At 72.8% G+C, this 17193-nt stretch carries 13 protein-coding genes and 3 pseudogenes; 7 read left to right on the top strand and 9 right to left on the bottom strand.

All coding sequences use genetic code 11. The features are described from left to right. Window positions 1–325: 325 nt before the first annotated feature. Entirely contained in the window at window positions 326–1669 is a 1344-nt protein-coding gene (locus UK82_RS08615; RefSeq protein WP_236705663.1) for an SDR family oxidoreductase, read from the bottom strand. A 509-nt stretch (window positions 1670–2178) separates the two neighbouring features. Further along, a complete protein-coding gene (locus UK82_RS08610) occupies window positions 2179–2601 on the bottom strand; it encodes a molybdopterin-binding protein (RefSeq protein WP_044886812.1) in 423 nt (140 codons plus the stop codon). 563 nt (window positions 2602–3164) lie between these two features. On the opposite strand from UK82_RS08610, the gene UK82_RS08605 reads away from it, so the two are divergent. Beyond that, entirely contained in the window at window positions 3165–4481 is a 1317-nt protein-coding gene (locus UK82_RS08605) for an acyl-CoA dehydrogenase family protein (RefSeq protein WP_055406826.1), read from the top strand. Window positions 4482–4796: 315 nt separating this feature from the next. On the opposite strand, the gene UK82_RS08600 is transcribed toward UK82_RS08605, so the two are convergent. Both UK82_RS08600 and UK82_RS08595 read right to left on the bottom strand, forming a co-directional pair. Continuing rightward, window positions 4797–5276, bottom strand: a complete 480-nt coding sequence (locus UK82_RS08600) for a helix-turn-helix domain-containing protein (protein ID WP_044886810.1) — start codon at window positions 5274–5276, stop codon at window positions 4797–4799. A 62-nt stretch (window positions 5277–5338) separates the two neighbouring features. Next, window positions 5339–6543 (bottom strand): annotated as a pseudogene (locus UK82_RS08595) (RNA-guided endonuclease InsQ/TnpB family protein). A gap of 141 nt (window positions 6544–6684) precedes the next feature. Here UK82_RS08595 and UK82_RS08590 point away from each other — a divergent pair. The 4 genes and pseudogenes from UK82_RS08590 to UK82_RS42495 form a co-directional block, all read left to right on the top strand. After that, entirely contained in the window at window positions 6685–7218 is a 534-nt protein-coding gene (locus UK82_RS08590) for a nuclear transport factor 2 family protein (protein ID WP_044886809.1), read from the top strand. A gap of 74 nt (window positions 7219–7292) precedes the next feature. Next, complete coding sequence (locus tag UK82_RS08585) at window positions 7293–8744, top strand: cytochrome P450 (protein WP_044886808.1); 1452 nt, start codon at window positions 7293–7295, stop codon at window positions 8742–8744. Window positions 8745–8809: 65 nt separating this feature from the next. Beyond that, window positions 8810–9595 carry a TIGR01458 family HAD-type hydrolase gene (locus tag UK82_RS08580; protein ID WP_055406825.1) on the top strand — a complete coding sequence of 262 codons (786 nt, stop codon included), beginning with the start codon at window positions 8810–8812 and terminating at the stop codon, window positions 9593–9595. A 431-nt stretch (window positions 9596–10026) separates the two neighbouring features. After that, window positions 10027–10419, top strand: a pseudogene (locus UK82_RS42495) (arsenate reductase ArsC); the annotation flags it as partial. A 241-nt stretch (window positions 10420–10660) separates the two neighbouring features. Here the strand turns inward: UK82_RS42495 and UK82_RS08570 are convergent. From UK82_RS08570 to UK82_RS08560, 3 genes are all read right to left on the bottom strand, one after another. Beyond that, a complete protein-coding gene (locus tag UK82_RS08570) occupies window positions 10661–11143 on the bottom strand; it encodes a polyketide cyclase (RefSeq protein WP_044886805.1) in 483 nt (160 codons plus the stop codon). 300 nt (window positions 11144–11443) lie between these two features. After that, a partial coding sequence (locus UK82_RS36625; RefSeq protein ID WP_236705662.1) for a hypothetical protein occupies window positions 11444–11650 on the bottom strand: 207 nt, incomplete at its 3' end. A 228-nt stretch (window positions 11651–11878) separates the two neighbouring features. Next, the gene (locus UK82_RS08560) at window positions 11879–12358 is read right to left on the bottom strand and encodes an MOSC domain-containing protein (RefSeq protein WP_044886803.1); all 480 of its coding nucleotides are present in this window, start codon (window positions 12356–12358) and stop codon (window positions 11879–11881) included. Between the two features lie 106 nt (window positions 12359–12464). On the opposite strand from UK82_RS08560, the pseudogene UK82_RS42490 reads away from it, so the two are divergent. Both UK82_RS42490 and UK82_RS08555 read left to right on the top strand, forming a co-directional pair. Further along, window positions 12465–12546 (top strand): annotated as a pseudogene (locus UK82_RS42490) (hypothetical protein); the annotation flags it as partial. Between the two features lies 1 nt (window position 12547). Then, a partial coding sequence (locus tag UK82_RS08555; protein WP_236705661.1) for an enoyl-CoA hydratase occupies window positions 12548–13262 on the top strand: 715 nt, incomplete at its 5' end. Window positions 13263–13272: 10 nt separating this feature from the next. Here the strand turns inward: UK82_RS08555 and UK82_RS08550 are convergent. Together UK82_RS08550 and UK82_RS08545 are read right to left on the bottom strand one after the other, a co-directional pair. Next, complete coding sequence (locus tag UK82_RS08550; protein ID WP_082122097.1) at window positions 13273–14820, bottom strand: acyl-CoA synthetase; 1548 nt, start codon at window positions 14818–14820, stop codon at window positions 13273–13275. A gap of 220 nt (window positions 14821–15040) precedes the next feature. Beyond that, the coding region (locus UK82_RS08545) for a putative bifunctional diguanylate cyclase/phosphodiesterase (RefSeq protein ID WP_396230493.1) at window positions 15041–17181 on the bottom strand (2141 nt) is incomplete at its 3' end. Between the last annotated feature and the right edge of the window lie 12 nt (window positions 17182–17193).

Raw genomic sequence — 17193 nt, 5'->3', positions numbered from 1 at the left:
TCCGGGTACAGGGCGGGCAGGATGCCCACCACCACCGGGGCGGCGGGGTCCCCGGCGCCGACGTCGCCGCCGAGACCGAGGCCGACGCCCCGGCCGGGCACGGCCAGCAGGTGCACCGGCTCCCGCACCGCGCGCACGCAGGCGGCAAGCTCCGGTCCGGTGAAGGCCGCCGGGTGCGGGCCCGGCCGCCAGGTCGGTGCCGTCACCGGCCGGCTGTCGGATCCATCCGGGTGGGGCCGACGCGCAGGCGGCCGGCGCAGCGCCGGCGCAGGACGGCTCCGGCGCTCCGGCGGGCCCGCGATGCGGGGCGGTCGAGGGGTGACGGTCATCGGCTGCTCCCACCCGGGGCGGATTTGATCTGGGCGGATTCGACCCGCGGCGCCGGGTCTGTCCGTGCGGCCGGGTAGGTCCGCGCGGCGGGGTCGAGAGGCGCGGCGGGATCGGCTCGTGCGGCGGGATCGGCCCTGGTCGTCGGGTCGTAGGCGGACAGGGCGCGGGCCAGCAGGTCGGAGGCGAGCAGGTCGCCCGGAGCCAGGTCCATCTCCGCGACGCCCAGGCCGGAGAGCAGGTAGTCCCGGTCCACCAGCGTCTCGGCGAGCCGCTCGCCCAGCGCCGTGCGGGTGCGGGTGTCGTCGAAGACGTGGCGATGGCGCAGGTACATGAGGAACCCGGGCACCATGCCGATGATCCGTTCCAGCGGCGTCGGGTCGGTCGGGGGCTGCTCGACGAGCTCCACGCGGACCGGCAGGAGGCTCTCCAGCAGGTCGATGGGCAGCGACACGGGCAGGTCGCGGCTGCTGACGATGTGATAGGTGGTCGTCGCGCCGGCCGGTGGGCGCCCGGCGAGGCGCACCATGTCCCGCACGGCGTCATCGACGGCCATCATGTTCCAGCGTGCCTGCGGGTCGCCGACGACCCGCACGGTCTGCACGGCCGGCTCCTCGGCGTCGACCAGGCCGCCTTCCACCGCCATCGAGGCGATCGTGAGCATGAAGCGGGCGACCGCCTCCAGGGTGTCCGACGGCAGGTCCGGATGCGGCGGGCGGTGGCTGACCAGGACGCTCGGCCGGAACACCACGACCGGCCGGCCGCTGTCGGCCGACCAGTCCCGGACCACGACCTCCGCCTCGTACTTCGATTGCTCGTACGGGCTGGCAAATCCCCACGAGGCGTCGAGCTGGTCCTCGTAGACGACCGGGTCGGGCCGCAGGCCGGCCACGAACGCCGTGCTCACGTGGTAGAAACGCGGCCGTCGCCCGCCCGCCGCCGCCAGCGCCAGCATGTTCCGGGTGCCGCCGACGTTGACGTGCTGCAGCTCGGTGAGGTCGCCGGCGAGCTTCGTCTGGGCGGCGCTGTGCCAGATGGCGTCGACGCCGTCCGCCACCCGCCGAAAATCGGCACGAGCGAGGCCGAGGAACGGCTCGGCCACGTCCACGTCGACCACCGAGACCCGGTGCGGGAGCTCGTCGACCAGCCGCGGGCTGGCCCCGGTGACCTGCAGGAACCTGGCGAGCCGGGCCGCGGCGTCCCCGGAGCCCGCATGGGCCAGAACCGTCAGCGACGCATTCCGCTCGAGAAGTTCCCGCACCAGATGCACACCCAGAAATCCGGTTGCCCCGGTGATTGCGATCTCCACGAGAATTCCCGCCTCCTGGTCGACGGCGGCCATCCGGCTTGTCCGCGGAAGCACTGCGGCCGAGCCGGGAAACCGCGCATTCTCCGCATACGTCGGGCCACTGATGGAATATGGGATGCGAAAGCGGTCACCCGGATTCGGTGACAGTACGTCGACGTCAGGGACGCGTATCGCGACCGCCGGGGGGCATGCCGGTGCGATCCCCCGCACAGCGGGTGGTCAGGCCCTGCGTTACGGGGTACCCACCCTGGGTCGCAATAACAGTGCGTCCTTTTCCGAACCGCACCCGGACACCCGGATCGGGTGACTTCGCCAGGCGGCCAGGCGGCCAGGCGGCCAGGCGCGGGCCGCGGGCGGGCACCGCAGCCGAGCTGGCGGCAAGCGGCGGCGCGAGGGCAAGGGCTGCGGCGGCAGGCGGCAGGCGGCAGGCGGCAGGCGGCAGGCGGCAGGCGGCAGGCGGCAGGCGGCAGGCGGACGCTACGGGCTGCCGAGGAGGCGCCGCGCGCCGACCGGCGGATGCGCCGGTCGGCGCGGAGGGCGCGTCAGACTGCGGAGAAGGAGACCTCGGTGGACTTGATCAGTGCGGTGACCGGCGTACCGGGCTCGAGCTTGAGCTCCTCGGCCGCCGCCCGGGTGATCGCCGCCGTGAGCTCCACATCCTTGCCGACCTTGATCCTCGCGACTGACATCGCACCGCCGGAGTCGAGTCCGACGAGCGTGCCCGCCAGCTTGTTCCGGATACTCAGTCCGGACACCTCGGTGGTCGCCACCGCGATGTCGGTCGACTTGATGAGCGCCTCCACGGCGGTGCCGATGCCGATACCGAGATCCTTGATCGCGTCCATCGTGACCGTGGCCGCGAGCGACTGGCCGCCGGGAATCTCCATGGTGACGGTTCCCATGACCGAGCCGCTAACTATCTCGGTAATAATTCCGGTGAATCGGTTACGAATACTAAGGATCATGAATCGACCTTATCTAGCTCATGTATCGGACGAGTTGCATGACGACGGTGTTACCCGAGTCACGCGGCCGTCTTCCGGCCGTTCGAGCAACGCTGCGACCGGCGAATACCCCCGGGCAGTCGGGTCACACTGGGGCCTATCGGACCGTCCGACCCGGCCAACTGGACCGCACCCACGGACCCTTCTTCCTACATCAGACCGCATCTGCGTTTAAATTGCTAGGATCTAACCGTAGATGCGGCTGAACGCCGGGCCGCAAGGTGGCCGCAACCCGCGGTCGCCTGCCCCGATGAGGAAGGGGCGGCGGATGTCCGCGCAGCTCAGCGCCACTACGACCGCGGCGCACCGCCTCGTCGCGCGTCCCGCTCCGGTGGGCGGCCCCTGGCATCCACCACCTACGGGCCACCCGGCGCCGGCGCGTATCGAGCTGTCAACAACAATGGCAACCGGCCGCCCGTCCCCGCAAAGAGCCGGAAACCTGCCGGTCAAGAGCCTACCGGCACTTCCGTTCCGGCCTTTGCCTGCAGACCCGACGCGAATTCCGAGCAGAGTAGGTATCTGACGTGTCCTGGAGCGGCTCCGCACACTCCCACGAAGAGACGACCGAGTGGCTCTCGCGAGTCGAGAAGGTCACTCCCGTCCTGGTCCGCCATCGCGAGCAGGCCGAACGGGAAAGGGTGACGCCGCCCGCCGTCATCGCCGCGCTGCGGGATCAGAATATTCACCGCATGTGGGTGTCCCCGTCCTTCGGTGGCGGCGGAGTCAGCGTCCGGACCGGTTCCGCCGTCCTGCAGGCCCTCGCCCGCGTCGACGCCTCGGTCGCCTGGCAGATGGGGGTGCAGGGAGTCATCTCCCGGATGTCGGACTACCTGCCGGAGCAGGTCGCCTGCCAGCTCTTCCAGGACAGCGACGGGCTCGTGGTCGGTGGGATCAACCCGTCCGGTCAGGCCGAGCCGGTGCCCGGCGGCTACCGACTACGGGGCCGCTGGTCGTTCGCGAGCGGATCCACGCACGCCGACTGGCTCGTCTGTGCCTCCCTGGTCACGGAGGTCGACCCCGCCGCGGAGGAAGGCCTCGTCCTGGCGCCCGACAGTGCGGGAGGCGGCCCCTCTGGAGGCGGCCCCTCGGGAGGCGGCCCCGCGGCGGGCGGCCCCCCGGGCGGCGATCCCGCGGGTGGCGATCCTGCGGGTGGCGATCCCGCGACGGCGGCGACCGCGCGGACCCGGATGCTGTTCGTCCCCGCCGACGCGGTCCGCTTCGACGACGACTGGTTCACGACGGGCCTGCGGGGGACGGGAAGTGTCAGCTTCACCGTCGACGACCAGTTCGTGCCCGAGGAGTTCACCGTCGACGGCGGCCTGCTGCGCCGCCCACCGGCCGCCCGTCCCTCCCGCGGCTATCCCATCGCCTACTACGACTTCGGGCCGTTCACCACGGCGTCGACGATCCTCGGCATCGCCCAGGATGCGTTGAGCGCCTTCCCGGGCATCGCCGTGGGCACGGTCCCCGCCCGGGGGACGCAGACCCTGGGCTCCAGCCACACCGTCCAGGCCGGCCTCGCCCGCGCCGCCGCGCTGGTCCGCTCCGCCGAGCTGCTGCTGGAAGACGCCGCCAACCATGCCAGCCTGCGCTGCCTGATCGGCGGCGAGGAGCTGTCCGCGCTGATCAGGCTGGCCGCCGCCACCGTCGGCGAGAACACGGTCAAGGCCGTGGACAGCCTGCACAGCATGGCCGGCACCCGCGCGCTGGGCGCGGGCGGGCGGCTCGACCGCTGCCTGCGCGACGTCCACAGCGCGGCCGCGCACATCACCCTGTCGCCGATGAACTTCGAGATGGTCGGCGCCTACCTGCTGGGCGGCTCGCTGCTGATGCGGCGTTGACCGCGAGCCCGCCGGCCGGCGCGGCCTCCGGGTCGGGACGCGGCCGGCACCGGTTCCCGTGGCCGCCGTCCGTCCCGGGGCGCTCCGCCGGCCGGAACCGGCGAGCCGCGCCGAGGCGGCGCCGGCCGTACCCCCGGCGTCCGTCCACTGCGCCGCGGCCACCGTCCCGGCCGGGAGCCTCGCCGCGCCGGCCGGCCCGCGCCCGCGTGGCGCGGGCGGCTCAACCCGGCAGGAGCCTGGCCGGCACGTCGACAAGCCGCGAGCGGACGTCCTCGCCGGGCCCCTTCGCCTGCGGGTCCGACCGGGTCAGCCGGGTCAGTCGGGACGATCGGCGAGGAGGTCGGGGAGCACCATCGTCCCCGGCGCGCGCCGGCCGCCGAGGCCGGGCCGGGGGCGCACAGCGTCGGCGGTGACGGGCTCGCCGCAGGCGGAGCAGTGCACCGTGGGGATGAACTCCCGGCCGCAGCGGTCGTGCTCGAACCGGATCGGCGGGCCGCCTTCGGGCGTCGCCCAGCGATCCCCCCAGGCGGTCATCCCGAGGAGCACCGGGACGAGGTCGCGACCGGCGTCGGTCAGTTCGTACTCGAACCGCGGTGGACGATCGGCATACCGGACCCGCCGGACCACTCCGCCGGCGACCAGGTCGGCCAGCCTGGAGGTCAGCAGGTTGCGGGAGATCCCCAGGTCCGTGACCAGCTCGTCGAAGCGGCGGATGCCCAGGTAGAGGTCGCGCAGCACCAGTGGCGACCACCAGTCGCCCACCACCTCCAGAGTCCGGGCGAGGGAGCAGTGCATAGCCGCGAAGCTCGTCTGGCGCTTGGCATCCTCCCTCGCGTGAACACGGGGGATTCCAACTTCTACACATCCACCGGAGGGGGCGCGCAGTGTTGAGGTTCGCGGTTCACGGGCCGCCCATTGGCGTCGCCTCCCCGCGCAGTCACCCACGTGGTTGCCCACTGATGCCCCAGGGCGATGTTCCGTGCCGCGTTCACGTCGGCGTTCGCCTGACATCCGCAGGCCCGACAGCGGAAGACGGCTTGGTTCTCACGCGCCTCCCGATCCCGGGTCCCGCAGGTGTTACAGGTCTGCGACGTGTACGCAGGATTGATTTTCTCGACCCGGCCGGGGGCTTTCTGTTCCAACCGCCGGACCAGCAGCCCCCAGCCGTGGGCGAGAATGCTCCGGTTCAGCCCGGCTTTCTGCCGCACGTTCCGCCCCGGCGCGGCGACGGTGCCCCGCGCCGAGCGGGTCATGGTCCCGACCGGCAGAGCCTCGACCCGGATCAGGTCGTACCGGCGGGCAAGACCGGTGCTGGTCTTCTCGACCCAGTCCTTGCGCCGGTCGACCTCCCGGGCCTTCACCCGGGCGATCCGCGCGCGGAGCCGGGCCCGCCGGTTCGATCCACGTTTCGCCTTCACGAGCCGGCGTTGCAGGCGGACCAGCCGAGCCTGTTCCCCGGGCCGCAACCCGGGACAGTGCAGCGACTCCCCGCTGCTCAGCGCGGCCGACACGGTCACGCCCCGGTCCGCCCCGACAATCGTGCCGGTACCCGGCGCCGGGATCGGATCGGGCACGACCGCGAACGCGACATGCCAGCGGCCCGCCCGGTCCCGCGTCACCCGGTAGGAACGTGCATCCGGGACCGTCCGGGACCGGCGGAACCGCACCCAGCCCACCTTCGGGATCCGGACCTCGGACCAGCGGCGGTTCAGGGTACGCACATCCGCGGGTTTCACCGCGACAATCCGGAAACCCGCCGACCGGCCACGTTTCCGCCACGACGGCCTACGATGCGAACCCCGGAAAAATTCGCCATGGCCGTGGCGAAATCCCGCAACGCCTACTGCTGGACAATATGCGAACCAGCCGCCAGCCACGGATTCTCCCGACGCGCCTCGGTCAACTGGCGCGACTGCTCATTGTAGCCGGGGGCCGGGCCGCGGCGCAGATTCCACGACGACTGTTGCTCCGCGGCGAGGTTCCACACGTACCGCGCATGCCCGCAATGGTCCTCCAGCACAGCCGCCTGTTCGACAGTCGGACAAAGTCGGTAGCGGGACATGCCTCCATTCTACGACAAGGATATCGACCAATGACCCGAGCCTAGCGGGTTGCACTATTGAACTTACTGCCGCTAGCGTGGATCTCGCCGCGGCCGGCGCCACCGCCGGGACCCGCAGGTCCAGCGAAAGCAGGAGGGCCGATGTACCACCGCATCGTGGCGGGCAGGGTGCGCGCCGCCTTCGCCGCCATCAGCGCCGGCGACTGGGAGTCGATGATCGCCGGAATGGCGCCGACGTTCACCTACCGCTTCTACGGGGAACACGCGCTGTCCGGCGAGCGCCACACCGCGGCCGCGCTACGGCTGTGGTGGCAACGCACCGAGCGGCTGCTGCCCGGCACGACCTTCCAGGTCGACGACGTGCTCGTCGCCGGATGGCCCTGGTCGACCCGCATCGCCACCCGCGTCACGGTCGACGCCGGCCTGCCGGACGGCTCCCGCTACGACAACGTCGTTATGCAGTTCATGCGGATGCGCTGGGGGAAGATCACCGAGGTCAGGACCCTGGAGGACACCGCGGTCCTGGCCCGGACCCTCGACCGGCTCGCCGCCGCCGGCATCGCCGAGGCACATGCGGCCCCGATCACCGACGCGGCAATCACCGACGCGGCCGCCGCCACCCCGGCGGTGGCGACGCCGGCTGTGGCCACGCCGGCCCGCCCCCGGCCGAGGTGACGTCCCGCTCACATCTGCCTCGCATCCCGGCGGGCCACCCTGACGAGGGTCGGGACGTCCGAGGAGGTAGCGAAGTGACCGTGTCAACTGAGCATCCGGCTGTGCGGGTGGCACCACGCCCGGCGGCGGAGGTGCCCGGGCCGGCCGGCAATGGGCTGGCGGCCCTGCGCCGGATGCGGTCCGATCCCCTCACCCGGTTCCTCGACCTGCGCCGCGCCTACGGCCCGGTGGTGCATCTCGCCGCCTGGCCCGTGTCGGCCTACCTGGTCAGCGACCCGGAGGCGATCGCCGACGCCCTGGTCGGCGGCCACCGTGCCTACGCCAAGGGGGCGGCGCGGCGCGGTCGCGGCGGGCGCCTGACGGTCGTCCAACCGCTGTCGCTCCTGCTTGGCCGGGGGCTGTTGACCAGCTCCGGGCAGACCCACCGCACGAACCGGCGGCTCATGCAGCCGCTGTTCCACCGCCAGCGGATCGCCGGCTACGGCGCGGCGTTCGCCGCGATCGCCGACTCCACCGCCCGCCGTTGGCGCGACGGCCAGCGCCTCGACGTCCACGCCGAGATGTCCGAGATGACGCTGGAGATCGTCGCGCGCACCCTGTTCGACGTGCCGCTCGACGACGCCCTGATCGAGGTCGTCCGCACCGCGCTGCACGAGAACATGCCGGCGGCGGGTCGCCGCGTCCTGCCCGGCTTCACCGCCGCCGAGCGGCTGCCGCTGCCCGCCTCCCGCCGCCGGCGGGCCTCCCGCGACGCCCTCGACCGCATGGTCTACGGCCTGATCGCCCGGCGGCGGGCGGCCGGCGCCACCGGCGACGACCTGCTCTCCCTGCTGCTGTTCACCCAGGACGCCGAGACCGGTGCGCGGATGGACGACACCCAGGTCCGCGACGAGGCGTTGACGCTGCTGCTCGCTGGGCACGAGACCACGGCAAACGCGCTGTCCTGGACGTTCCATCTCCTCGGCGCCGACCCACAGGCCGAGCGGGCGTTGCAGGCCGAGCTCGACACGGTGCTGGGCGGGCGGCCCCCGACGATCGACGATCTGCCCCGGTTGGAGTACACCCAGGCGGTGCTGCAGGAAGCCATGCGGCTCTACCCGCCGGTCTGGGCGATGGGCCGCCACCTCACCGAGGACCGCGAGGTCGGCGGGCACCTGCTGCCGGCCGGTTCCACGCTGCTGTTCAGCCAGTGGGTGGTGCACCGCGACGAGCGCTGGTGGCCGGACCCGGACCGGTTCGATCCGACCCGCTGGCTGCGCCCCTGCGCGGCGACAACCGACACCGACACCGACACCGAGGCGGTGCCCGAGCGTCCACGGTTCGCCTACTTCCCGTTCGGTGGCGGTCCCCGCCAGTGCATCGGCAACACGTTCGCGCTGGCCGAGGGGGCGCTGGCGCTCGCCGCGATCGCCCGGCACCGGTCGCTGCGGCCCGTGCCCGGCCTCGATGTCGTCCCCCATCCGCTGGTCACGCTGCGCCCGCGGGACGGGCTGCCGATGACCGCACATTCCCGGCGGCCGAGCTGACCGGACCGGTGCGCGCCGCCCCCGCCGGCCGGCGGGGGCGGCGGACTCGGTAGCGTCTCGGCGGCATGGAGCGCATCCGGACCGTGCTCATCGACATCGACGGCGTGCTGACGGTGTCCTGGCAGGCGCTGCCCGGCGCGCCCCAGGCGCTGGACCGGCTGCGGGCGGTGGGGCTCGGCGTCGCGTTCGTCACGAACACCACCTCCCGCGACCGGGCGTCGATCGCGGCGACGCTCGCGGCCGCGGGCTTCACGGTCGACCCCGGCGAGGTGTTCACCGCGCCCGCCATGGCCGCGTCCTACCTGCGCCAGCACCACCCGGCCGCCCGCTGCCACGTGCTCACCAGCGGGGACATCCGCGCCGATCTCGAGGGGGTGGCGCTCAGCGTGCCCGGCGAACGGCCGGATGTCATCGTGCTGGGCGGTGCCGGGCCGGAGTTCAGCTACGAGGCGATCAACCAGGTCTTCGCCTGGGCGACGGACGGCGTGCCCCTTGTCGCGCTGCACCGCAACCTGTTCTGGCGCACCAGCGGCGGCCTCCAGCTTGACACCGGCGCCTACCTGCACGGTCTGGAGCAGGCGCTCGGCCGGCCGGCGGTCGTCGTCGGCAAGCCGGCGGCGGAGTTCTTCGCCACCGCGCTGCGCGCGCTCGGTTCGCGGCCCGCGGAGGCGGTCATGATCGGCGATGACGTCGAGCACGACGTGCTCGCGGCCGCCCGCCATGGACTGACCGGGGTGCTGGTCCGCACCGGCAAGTTCCGGTCCGACACCCTCGCGGCGGCCTCCGGGCGTCCCGACCACGTCATCGACTCGTTCGCCGATCTCCCCGCGCTGCTCGACGGTCTCGGCTGAGACCGGCCGGCGCGGTCGTCGGCCGGTCTCCGCCGCTGCTGCGGGTTTCACCCATGACAGCCCGGCACGTCCCTGTAAGATGGGATGAATGCCTGAAATTCATGCGTGGACACCACGGACCGGCGACAGCGCGCGGACGCCTTCGGGCAGCGCGGGTCAGCACCGGGCGAGACACCCGTCCATGCGGCCGGCGGCAGGGGCGCCGTCACCGTCGGGTCAGCCTGCGGGGGGTTCCGCTGGTCCGATCGGCGGCGCCGTTCCTGGCGCGCCCCGCATCTTCTGACGCCGTGGCCCCGATGACCGGGCGCTCGCCGTCCGACTCGATGTCCATCAATTCGACGCCCGTCGACTCGTTGTCCGTCGACTCGTTGTCCGTCGACTCGTTGTCCGTCGACACCGCCCCGCTGCGACCCGCCCAGCCCATGGTGCCCATGCAGCGCCCGCCCGAGGTGCTGTTCGTGTGCGTGCACAACGCGGGACGCTCACAGATGGGTGCCGCGCTGCTCGACCAGCACGGCCGCGGCCGGGTTCAGGCCCGCTCCGCCGGCCCCGCGCCCGCGGCGACCCTGCATCTGCCGGTGGTCGCGGCCATGGCCGAGGTCGGCATCGACCTGTCCGGAGCCTGCCCGACCCGGCTCACCGACGACGCCGTGCGCGCCGCGTCGGTCGTCATCACCATGGGCTGTGGCGACACCGTCCCGATCTACCCGCACACCCGGTACCTCACCTGGGAGCTCGACGACCCGGCGGAGAAGCCCCTCGAGGACGTCCGGCCGATCCGGGACGAGATCGACTCCCGGGTGCGCTCCCTGCTGTACAGCCTCGGGGTCGCCGCCCGGGTCGGCCTGCTGCGCGACCGGCCCGACCTTGACCAGCCGGGCAGTGATCGGCTCGACCTTGACCAGCCGGGCCGCGACCAGCCGGGTCGGGGTGCGTACCAGCCGTCCGGCGGCCCGACCGGCCCACGCCGCCTGCCCGCCGCCCCGCCCCGGCCGCGCCCGCACCGGACCGCCTCGACCACCGGTCAGCCGACATCGCCCGGTCCTGACCGCGCGGCGCCGGGGGTCAGCCGGCCGACGCCGCGACGACGCGGGCCAGGTTCTCCAGCGACTTCTCCAGGGACGCCACCGGGACGACCGGCCAGGTGATCCGGGCCTTCCACCGCTCGGGCGACCCACTCCAGTCGCAGTAGGACGTCACGTCGGTGGTGGTCGCGTCGACGGGGTCGAGCAGGTAGCCGTAGACGTGACCGACGTTCGGCATGCCGACCCCCGCGACGCCCCATTCGAGCTGCGCGTCCCGGCTGAACCTGGTGACCGTGTTGATCACCTTGTAGCGGCCGAGGGGGACGTCGCCGAGCGGCTCGCGGTCCATGTCCATCTCGAAGGTGTCGCCGACCTGCTCGAGGCGCTTAGCGTCGACCGGGGCGACGAGCATCCCGGAGCCGTCGATGCGCACATGGCCGTGCGGATCCGTGATGAGCGCGAAGATCTCGCTCGCGGCGGCCGGCACCCGCCGCTGGACGGACACACGCTCGGAGTCGGACATCGGCATCCTCCACGGATCACCCGGGCCAGCGACTGCTCGCTGCTGGTGACGCTGGTCCAGCGCCGATCCCTGTGTATGCCGCCTTGGTACCCGGGGACAAGCGATTGCCGGCGCCCCGGCTCGGCCCTTCGGCCCGCGCCACCGCGGCCCGTCCGGCCGCTATTCGGCGGCGATCCGCCCGACGTGGGCGACGGTGCAGGTCAGCTTGGTGTCGCTGGGGACGTCCGCGCCCACCGGCCGGACCGTGAACGTCTTGCGGGCGCCGGAGTCCACCTTGAACAGCGACGCCAACCCGCTTTNGATCTTGCTGTCGTTGGCCTTGACGTCGACCTGGATGACGTAGTTCGACCGCTTGGACGAGCCGTTGTTCACCTCGCCCGTCACCACCGCCCGGTGGTTGTCGGGGTCGCGCTCGCAGCCGGTGATCCGGACGTCCGCCGCCGCGCCGGACCCGTCGGAGGAGCACCCCGCCGCAACCGCCCCGAACCCGACGGCACACCCGAGCACAAGGCCACCCGCGAGGAGCCGCCCGGGCCGCCCGGCGGGCCGCGCACGGCCGGACGGCGGGACGGCCCGCGATCTCAAAGCGCCGGAAGCACGCGAAGACGACACCGCCTCAGCCTACGGTCTCGCTCCGCGACGAACACGACGCTGTAGGTTTCGGTCCTGTCGCCTCCCCGACTGCCCGGCACCGACTTCCCGGCGTCCCCGGCATCGACGACTGATCCGGGCTGTTCAGCCGGTGAACAGCGGGACGATGGCGGCGCCGAGCTCGACCGTGCCTCCGCGCATGACGTCCGCCCGCAGGCCGCCCCGCTCGGCGAGGGCCCGCCACAGGCCCGGGCGGTCGAGCAGGCGTTCGAGATAGCCGCACGGCGGGCACGGCCGCGCGCCGTACAGCACCACGTCCCCGACGCGGAACGCCCTGCCGATCAGATCCGGCAGGTCGATCCCCTCGGTCACCAGGTTGCGCCGCGTCTCGTGTTCGGCGAGCGTGACCCGACCGTCGTCGACCACGGCACGGATCGCCTCCCGGGCGATCAGCGTCACCGCCCGCCCGGAACCGCCCCACGCGGAGTAGGTCCCGGTGCCCGCCGCGTAGCGGTCACCGTCCAGGCCCTGGCCCTCGATCACCCGCACCCGGGAGCGGGCCCGCATCGCCGCGCCGCGGCCGGCCGCGGTGTAGATGCCGACCAGGCGACCGCCACGGTCCATGCGGGCGACGCTACCCTCCCACGGACACCCGCGCGGTCGCCTGTCGCGGCGGCCACCTCCGCCACCGGCAGCACCGCAGGTGGGAAGGGTCGCGGCTGCGACACCGCTGGGAAATACTCCTCGAATGAGTGAGATCCTGATCGCCGAGACGCTCGGCACCACGCGCCTGATCACCCTGAACCGGCCCCNGGCCCGCAACGCGCTCGGCGGCGGGCTCGTCACCGCGCTGTATTCGGCGTTAGTCGCCGCGGACGAGGACCCGGACGTGCACGTGGTCGTCCTGACCGGCGCGGACCCGGCGTTCTGCGCCGGCGTCGACCTCAAGGAGGCCGCGCGGGATGGCAAGAAGTACTTCGACCAGTTCGAGGGCACCAACTGCGTCGGCCAGGTCGCGCGGATGCGGACCCCGGTCATCGGCGCCGTCAACGGGCCGGCGTTCACCGGCGGCCTGGAGATCGCGCTGGGCTGCGACTTCCTCATCGCCTCCGAGCGCGCCGTGTTCGCCGACACGCACGTGCGCGTCGGGGTGCTGCCCGGCGGCGGGCTGACCGCGCACCTGCCGTTGTTCGTCGGCGTCGGCAACGCCCGGCGGATGTCGATGACCGGCGCGCTCGTCGACGCCGCCGAAGCGCTGCGCATGGGGCTGGTCACCGAGGTCGTGCCGCACGGGGAGCTGCGCGATCGGGCGCTGGCGGTGGCCGCGTCCGTGGGCGAGGTCGACCCGCGGATGATGCGCGGGCTGAAGAAGGTCTACGCCGACGGCATCGCCACCTACACCGGCCCGGCGAGCGCCGCCGAGGCGCGCGGCACGATCGAGACCCCGCCGGCGTTCGGCGAGATCGAGCAGCGCCGGGTCGAGGTGATGGCCGGCAACCGGGCGCGCCTGGGCGCCGACCACGGCTGAGGGGCGCCCCTCAGCCGGCGTAGCGCTCGCGCAGCCGGATGCGCTGCAGCTTGCCGGTGGGCAGCCGCGGCAGCTCCTCGACGAACTCGACCGTGCGCGGCACCTTGAAGCCGGCGAGCCGCTCGCGGCCGAACGCCTGCAGCTCGGCCGCGAGCTCCGCCCCGACGACCGCCTCGGCGGTCGGTTGGACCACGGCGAGCAGCCGCTGCCCCATCTCCGCGTCCGGCACGCCGATCACCGCGACGTCGGCGACGGCGGGGTGCAGGATCAGCACGTTCTCGATCTCCTGCGGATAGAGGTTGACCCCACCGGAGATGACCAGGTCGGTTCGGCGATCGGCCAGGTAGAGGTAGCCGTCGGCGTCGAGGTGGCCGAGGTCGCCGAGGGTGAGCCAGCCACGGTCGTTGTAGGCGGCGGCGGTCTTCTCCGGGTCGTTGTGGTACTCCATCCGGGTCGGGCTGTCGAAGTAGACCCGGCCGATCTCGCCCACGGGCAGCTCCGCGCCGTCCTCGCCGACGATGTGCACGACCCCGATGACGGGCCGCCCCACCGAGCCGCGGTGGGTGAGCCACTCCTGCGAGGTCAGCGCGCACATGCCGCCGCCCTCGCTACCGGCGTAGTACTCGAAGACGATCGGCCCGAGCCAGTCGATCACCTGCTGCTTGACCTCCGGCGGGCAGGGCGCGGCGGCGTGCACGACCAGGCGCAGGCTGGACAGGTCGAAGGCGGTGCGCTGCGCGGCGGGCAGCTTGAGCAGGCGGACGAACATCGTCGGCACGACCTGGACGTGGGTGACCCGGTAGCGCTCGATCGCCCGCAACGCCTCGACCGGATCGAAGCGCTCCATGAGGACGACCGTGCCGCCGAGGCGCTGGGTCGCGGTGCTCCAGCCCGTCGGCGCCGCATGGTAGAGCGGCGCCGGGCACAGGTAGACGCTGTCGGGGCCGAATCCGAACGAGCCGACCATCGCGCGGTCGATGGCCAGGCCGGTGCCGAACGGGTCGAGCGGCAACGCCGGCTCGATGCCCTTGGGGCGGCCCGTCGTGCCCGACGAGTAGAACATGTAGATGCCCTCGACCTGGCCGGCGGGCTCGCCATCCGGCTGGCCGGCGAGGGCGGTGCGGTGGTCGAGGATGCCCTCGGCGAGCTCGGCCGGCCCGGCATCGATCATGACGATGTGCTCCAGCCGGGCGGCGGACTCCCGGACCCGCTTGACGATCGGGGCCAGCTCGGCGGAGGTGAACAGCACCCGTGCCCCGCAGTCGTCCACGATGTGGGCGGTCTCCTCGGCGGTGAGGTGCCAGTTGACCGGCGTCCAGTACAGGCCGCTGCGCTGCGCGCCCCAGGAGACCTCGAAGTACTCGGGCCGGTTCGGCAGCAGGATCGCCACGTGGTCGCCGGGGCGCAGACCGTAGCCCGCGAGCAGGTGCGCGACCTGCCGGCTGCGACGTTCCAGCTCACCGAAGGTGAGCTGCGCGCTGCCGTCAGCCATCACGACGGCCAGCCGGTCCGCCGGATGCTGGGACGGCTCGCCGAGCATCGCCGCGACCTGGGGCATATGACCCTCCCTGTCGGGCCGCACCCGCCGGCATCGGCCCCGCAATGCGCCGTTTACGTAGTAAACGATGTTAGGGCGGCCACATGCCACGTCAAGAGCATGTGCTCACGAGACAAAACGGGAGGTGGGGGCCCCGATCGCCCGAGGCGTGGGCAGCATCGAGACGGTCGAGGACCCGGCACGCAGCCGGCGGGTGATCTCATCGGGCGGTAGCGGCGGNGCGAACAGGTAGCCCTGGGCGCTGTCGCACTCGACCTGGCACAACCGCTCCGCCTGGGCGGCGGTCTCGACACCCTCGGCCGTCACCGTCAGGCGCAGCGAATGGGCGAGCTCGACGAGCATCCGCACGATCTTCTCGCCATCCGGATCGTGCTGGCGAGCGGAGCCGAAGCCGTCGACGAACGGCCCGGCGAGCTTGAGGGTGTGCACCGGCAGCCGGCGCAGGTAGGCGAGGTTGGAGAAACCGGTGCCGAAGTCGTCGATGGCGATCCGCACACCCATCGCGGCGAGGCTGTCCAGGGCCCGCATCGGCTCGCCGGCCGTGCCCATCATCGCACTCTCCGTGAGTTCGAGCTGAAGCAGCTCCGCCGGCAGTCCGGTCTCGTCGAGGATCCGCGCGACCTGGTCGACTAGGTCGGCCTCGCGGGTCTGGCGGGCGGCGAGGTTCACGCTGACGTACGGCGCGCCCGGGCCGTCCGAGCGCAGCTCGCGCCAGCGGGCCGCCTGCCGGCAGGCCAGCTCGAGCACCCGGCGACCCAGCGGAACGATCTGGCCCGTCTCCTCGGCCAGGCCGATGAACGCCTCCGGGCTGAGCAGCCCGAACCGGGGATGCCGCCAGCGGACCAGCGCCTCCACCCCGATCATCAACCCATCAGCCCCATCAGCCCCGTCAGACCCATCAGCCCCGGACTGCTCGCCGAGGGTGACGATCGGCTGATAGACGACGATGAACTGATCCCGCTCGACGGCGCCGGGCAGCATGGTCGACAGGGTGTGCCGGGTCACCTGGCGGGCGTTGCGCTCCGCGTCGAAGACGGCCCACCGCCCCCTTCCGGCGTCCTTGGCCTGATAGAGGGTGATGTCGGCGGCGCGCAGCAGGTCGGCGAGGTCGCCGTCGGCCACGGGTCGCTCGACCAGACCCATGCTGGCGCCGATCGACAACGCCTGGTCGCCGACCCGGACGGGCTCCGCCAGCGCCGCGAGCACGGCCCGGGCGGTGGCGGTGACGTCGTCGATGCCGGACGTGTCGGCGAGGAGGATGACGAACTCATCCCCGCCCATCCGGACCAGGAGTTGACCCGCGGGCAGCGCGCCGGTGATCCGCCCGGCGACCGCGACGAGCAGCCGGTCACCGGCGTCGTGCCCGAGGCTGTCGTTGACCGCCTTGAATCCGTCGAGGTCGATGAAGCACAGCCCGAGGCGCCGGTCCGGCTCCGCGGCCATCAGCTCGGTGACTCGTTCGACGAGCACCGTCCGGTTGGGCAGCCCGGTCAGCGGGTCGTGGCGGGCCTGCTGGCGCAACTGGCTCTGTAACCGGTGGCGCTCGGTGACATTCACGATCATCGAGAGCTGGACCTCGCCGCGCCCGTCGGCCCGGCGCAGGCAGGACGTGGTCAGCTCCGCCCGCACCGGGTCGCCGGCAGACCCGGCGAAGCGCAGCTCCGTGCGCAGGTGCGCCGGTCCGGTGAGGCGCTGAGCGGCGTGGGCGTCGCGCAGGCCGGCGGCGTCCTCGGGATGGGCGAACTCGTGCAGCCCCCGGCCGCGCACGCGGTGCGGGGCGACGTCGAGCATCCGCAGGAAGGCATCGTTGGCATCGACGATCCGTCCGGCGGCGTCGGCGAGCACGATCCCGATCGCCGCCCCGTTGAAGATCATCTGGAACCGGGCATCGGTGGCCTGGTGGGCGGCGCGGTGGATCGAGTCCTGACCGGCGAGGATCCGCTCGCGCAGGGCGCGGGTGTATCCGTGGGCCAGGGCTCCCTGCAGGGCGGCGACGCGGCCGGTGAGCTCGTCGTCCGCGTCGAGGCCCAGCTCGGCGAGCAGCTGGGCGCCGCAGACACGGATCGTGGCGGCCAGTGCGTCCGCGGCGCCGTAGGTGTAGTCCGCGACGGCGGCCCCGACCGCGGCCGGTTCCCCGGCGAGCGGCTCCACGCCGAAGGGCTCGTCAGCCAACGGCTCGTCAGCCAACGGCTCGTCGAGCAGGGCGTCGACGAGCCGTTCGGTCAGGCCGAGCAGCCGCTCCTCGACGGCGAGCAGACCGGTGGCCGGGTAGCTCGCACCGACGATGGCACGCGCCCAGACCTGCGCGAAACGCGCCACCCCGCGCCTGCGGGCAGCCGGGGACAGGTACCTGTTCTCCACGCCTGTCGGATG

The organism is Frankia sp. ACN1ag (genome assembly GCF_001414035.1).
In the GTDB taxonomy this organism is placed as follows: domain Bacteria; phylum Actinomycetota; class Actinomycetes; order Frankiales; family Frankiaceae; genus Frankia; species Frankia torreyi.
This window is presented reverse-complemented; position numbering and strand designations above follow the sequence as displayed.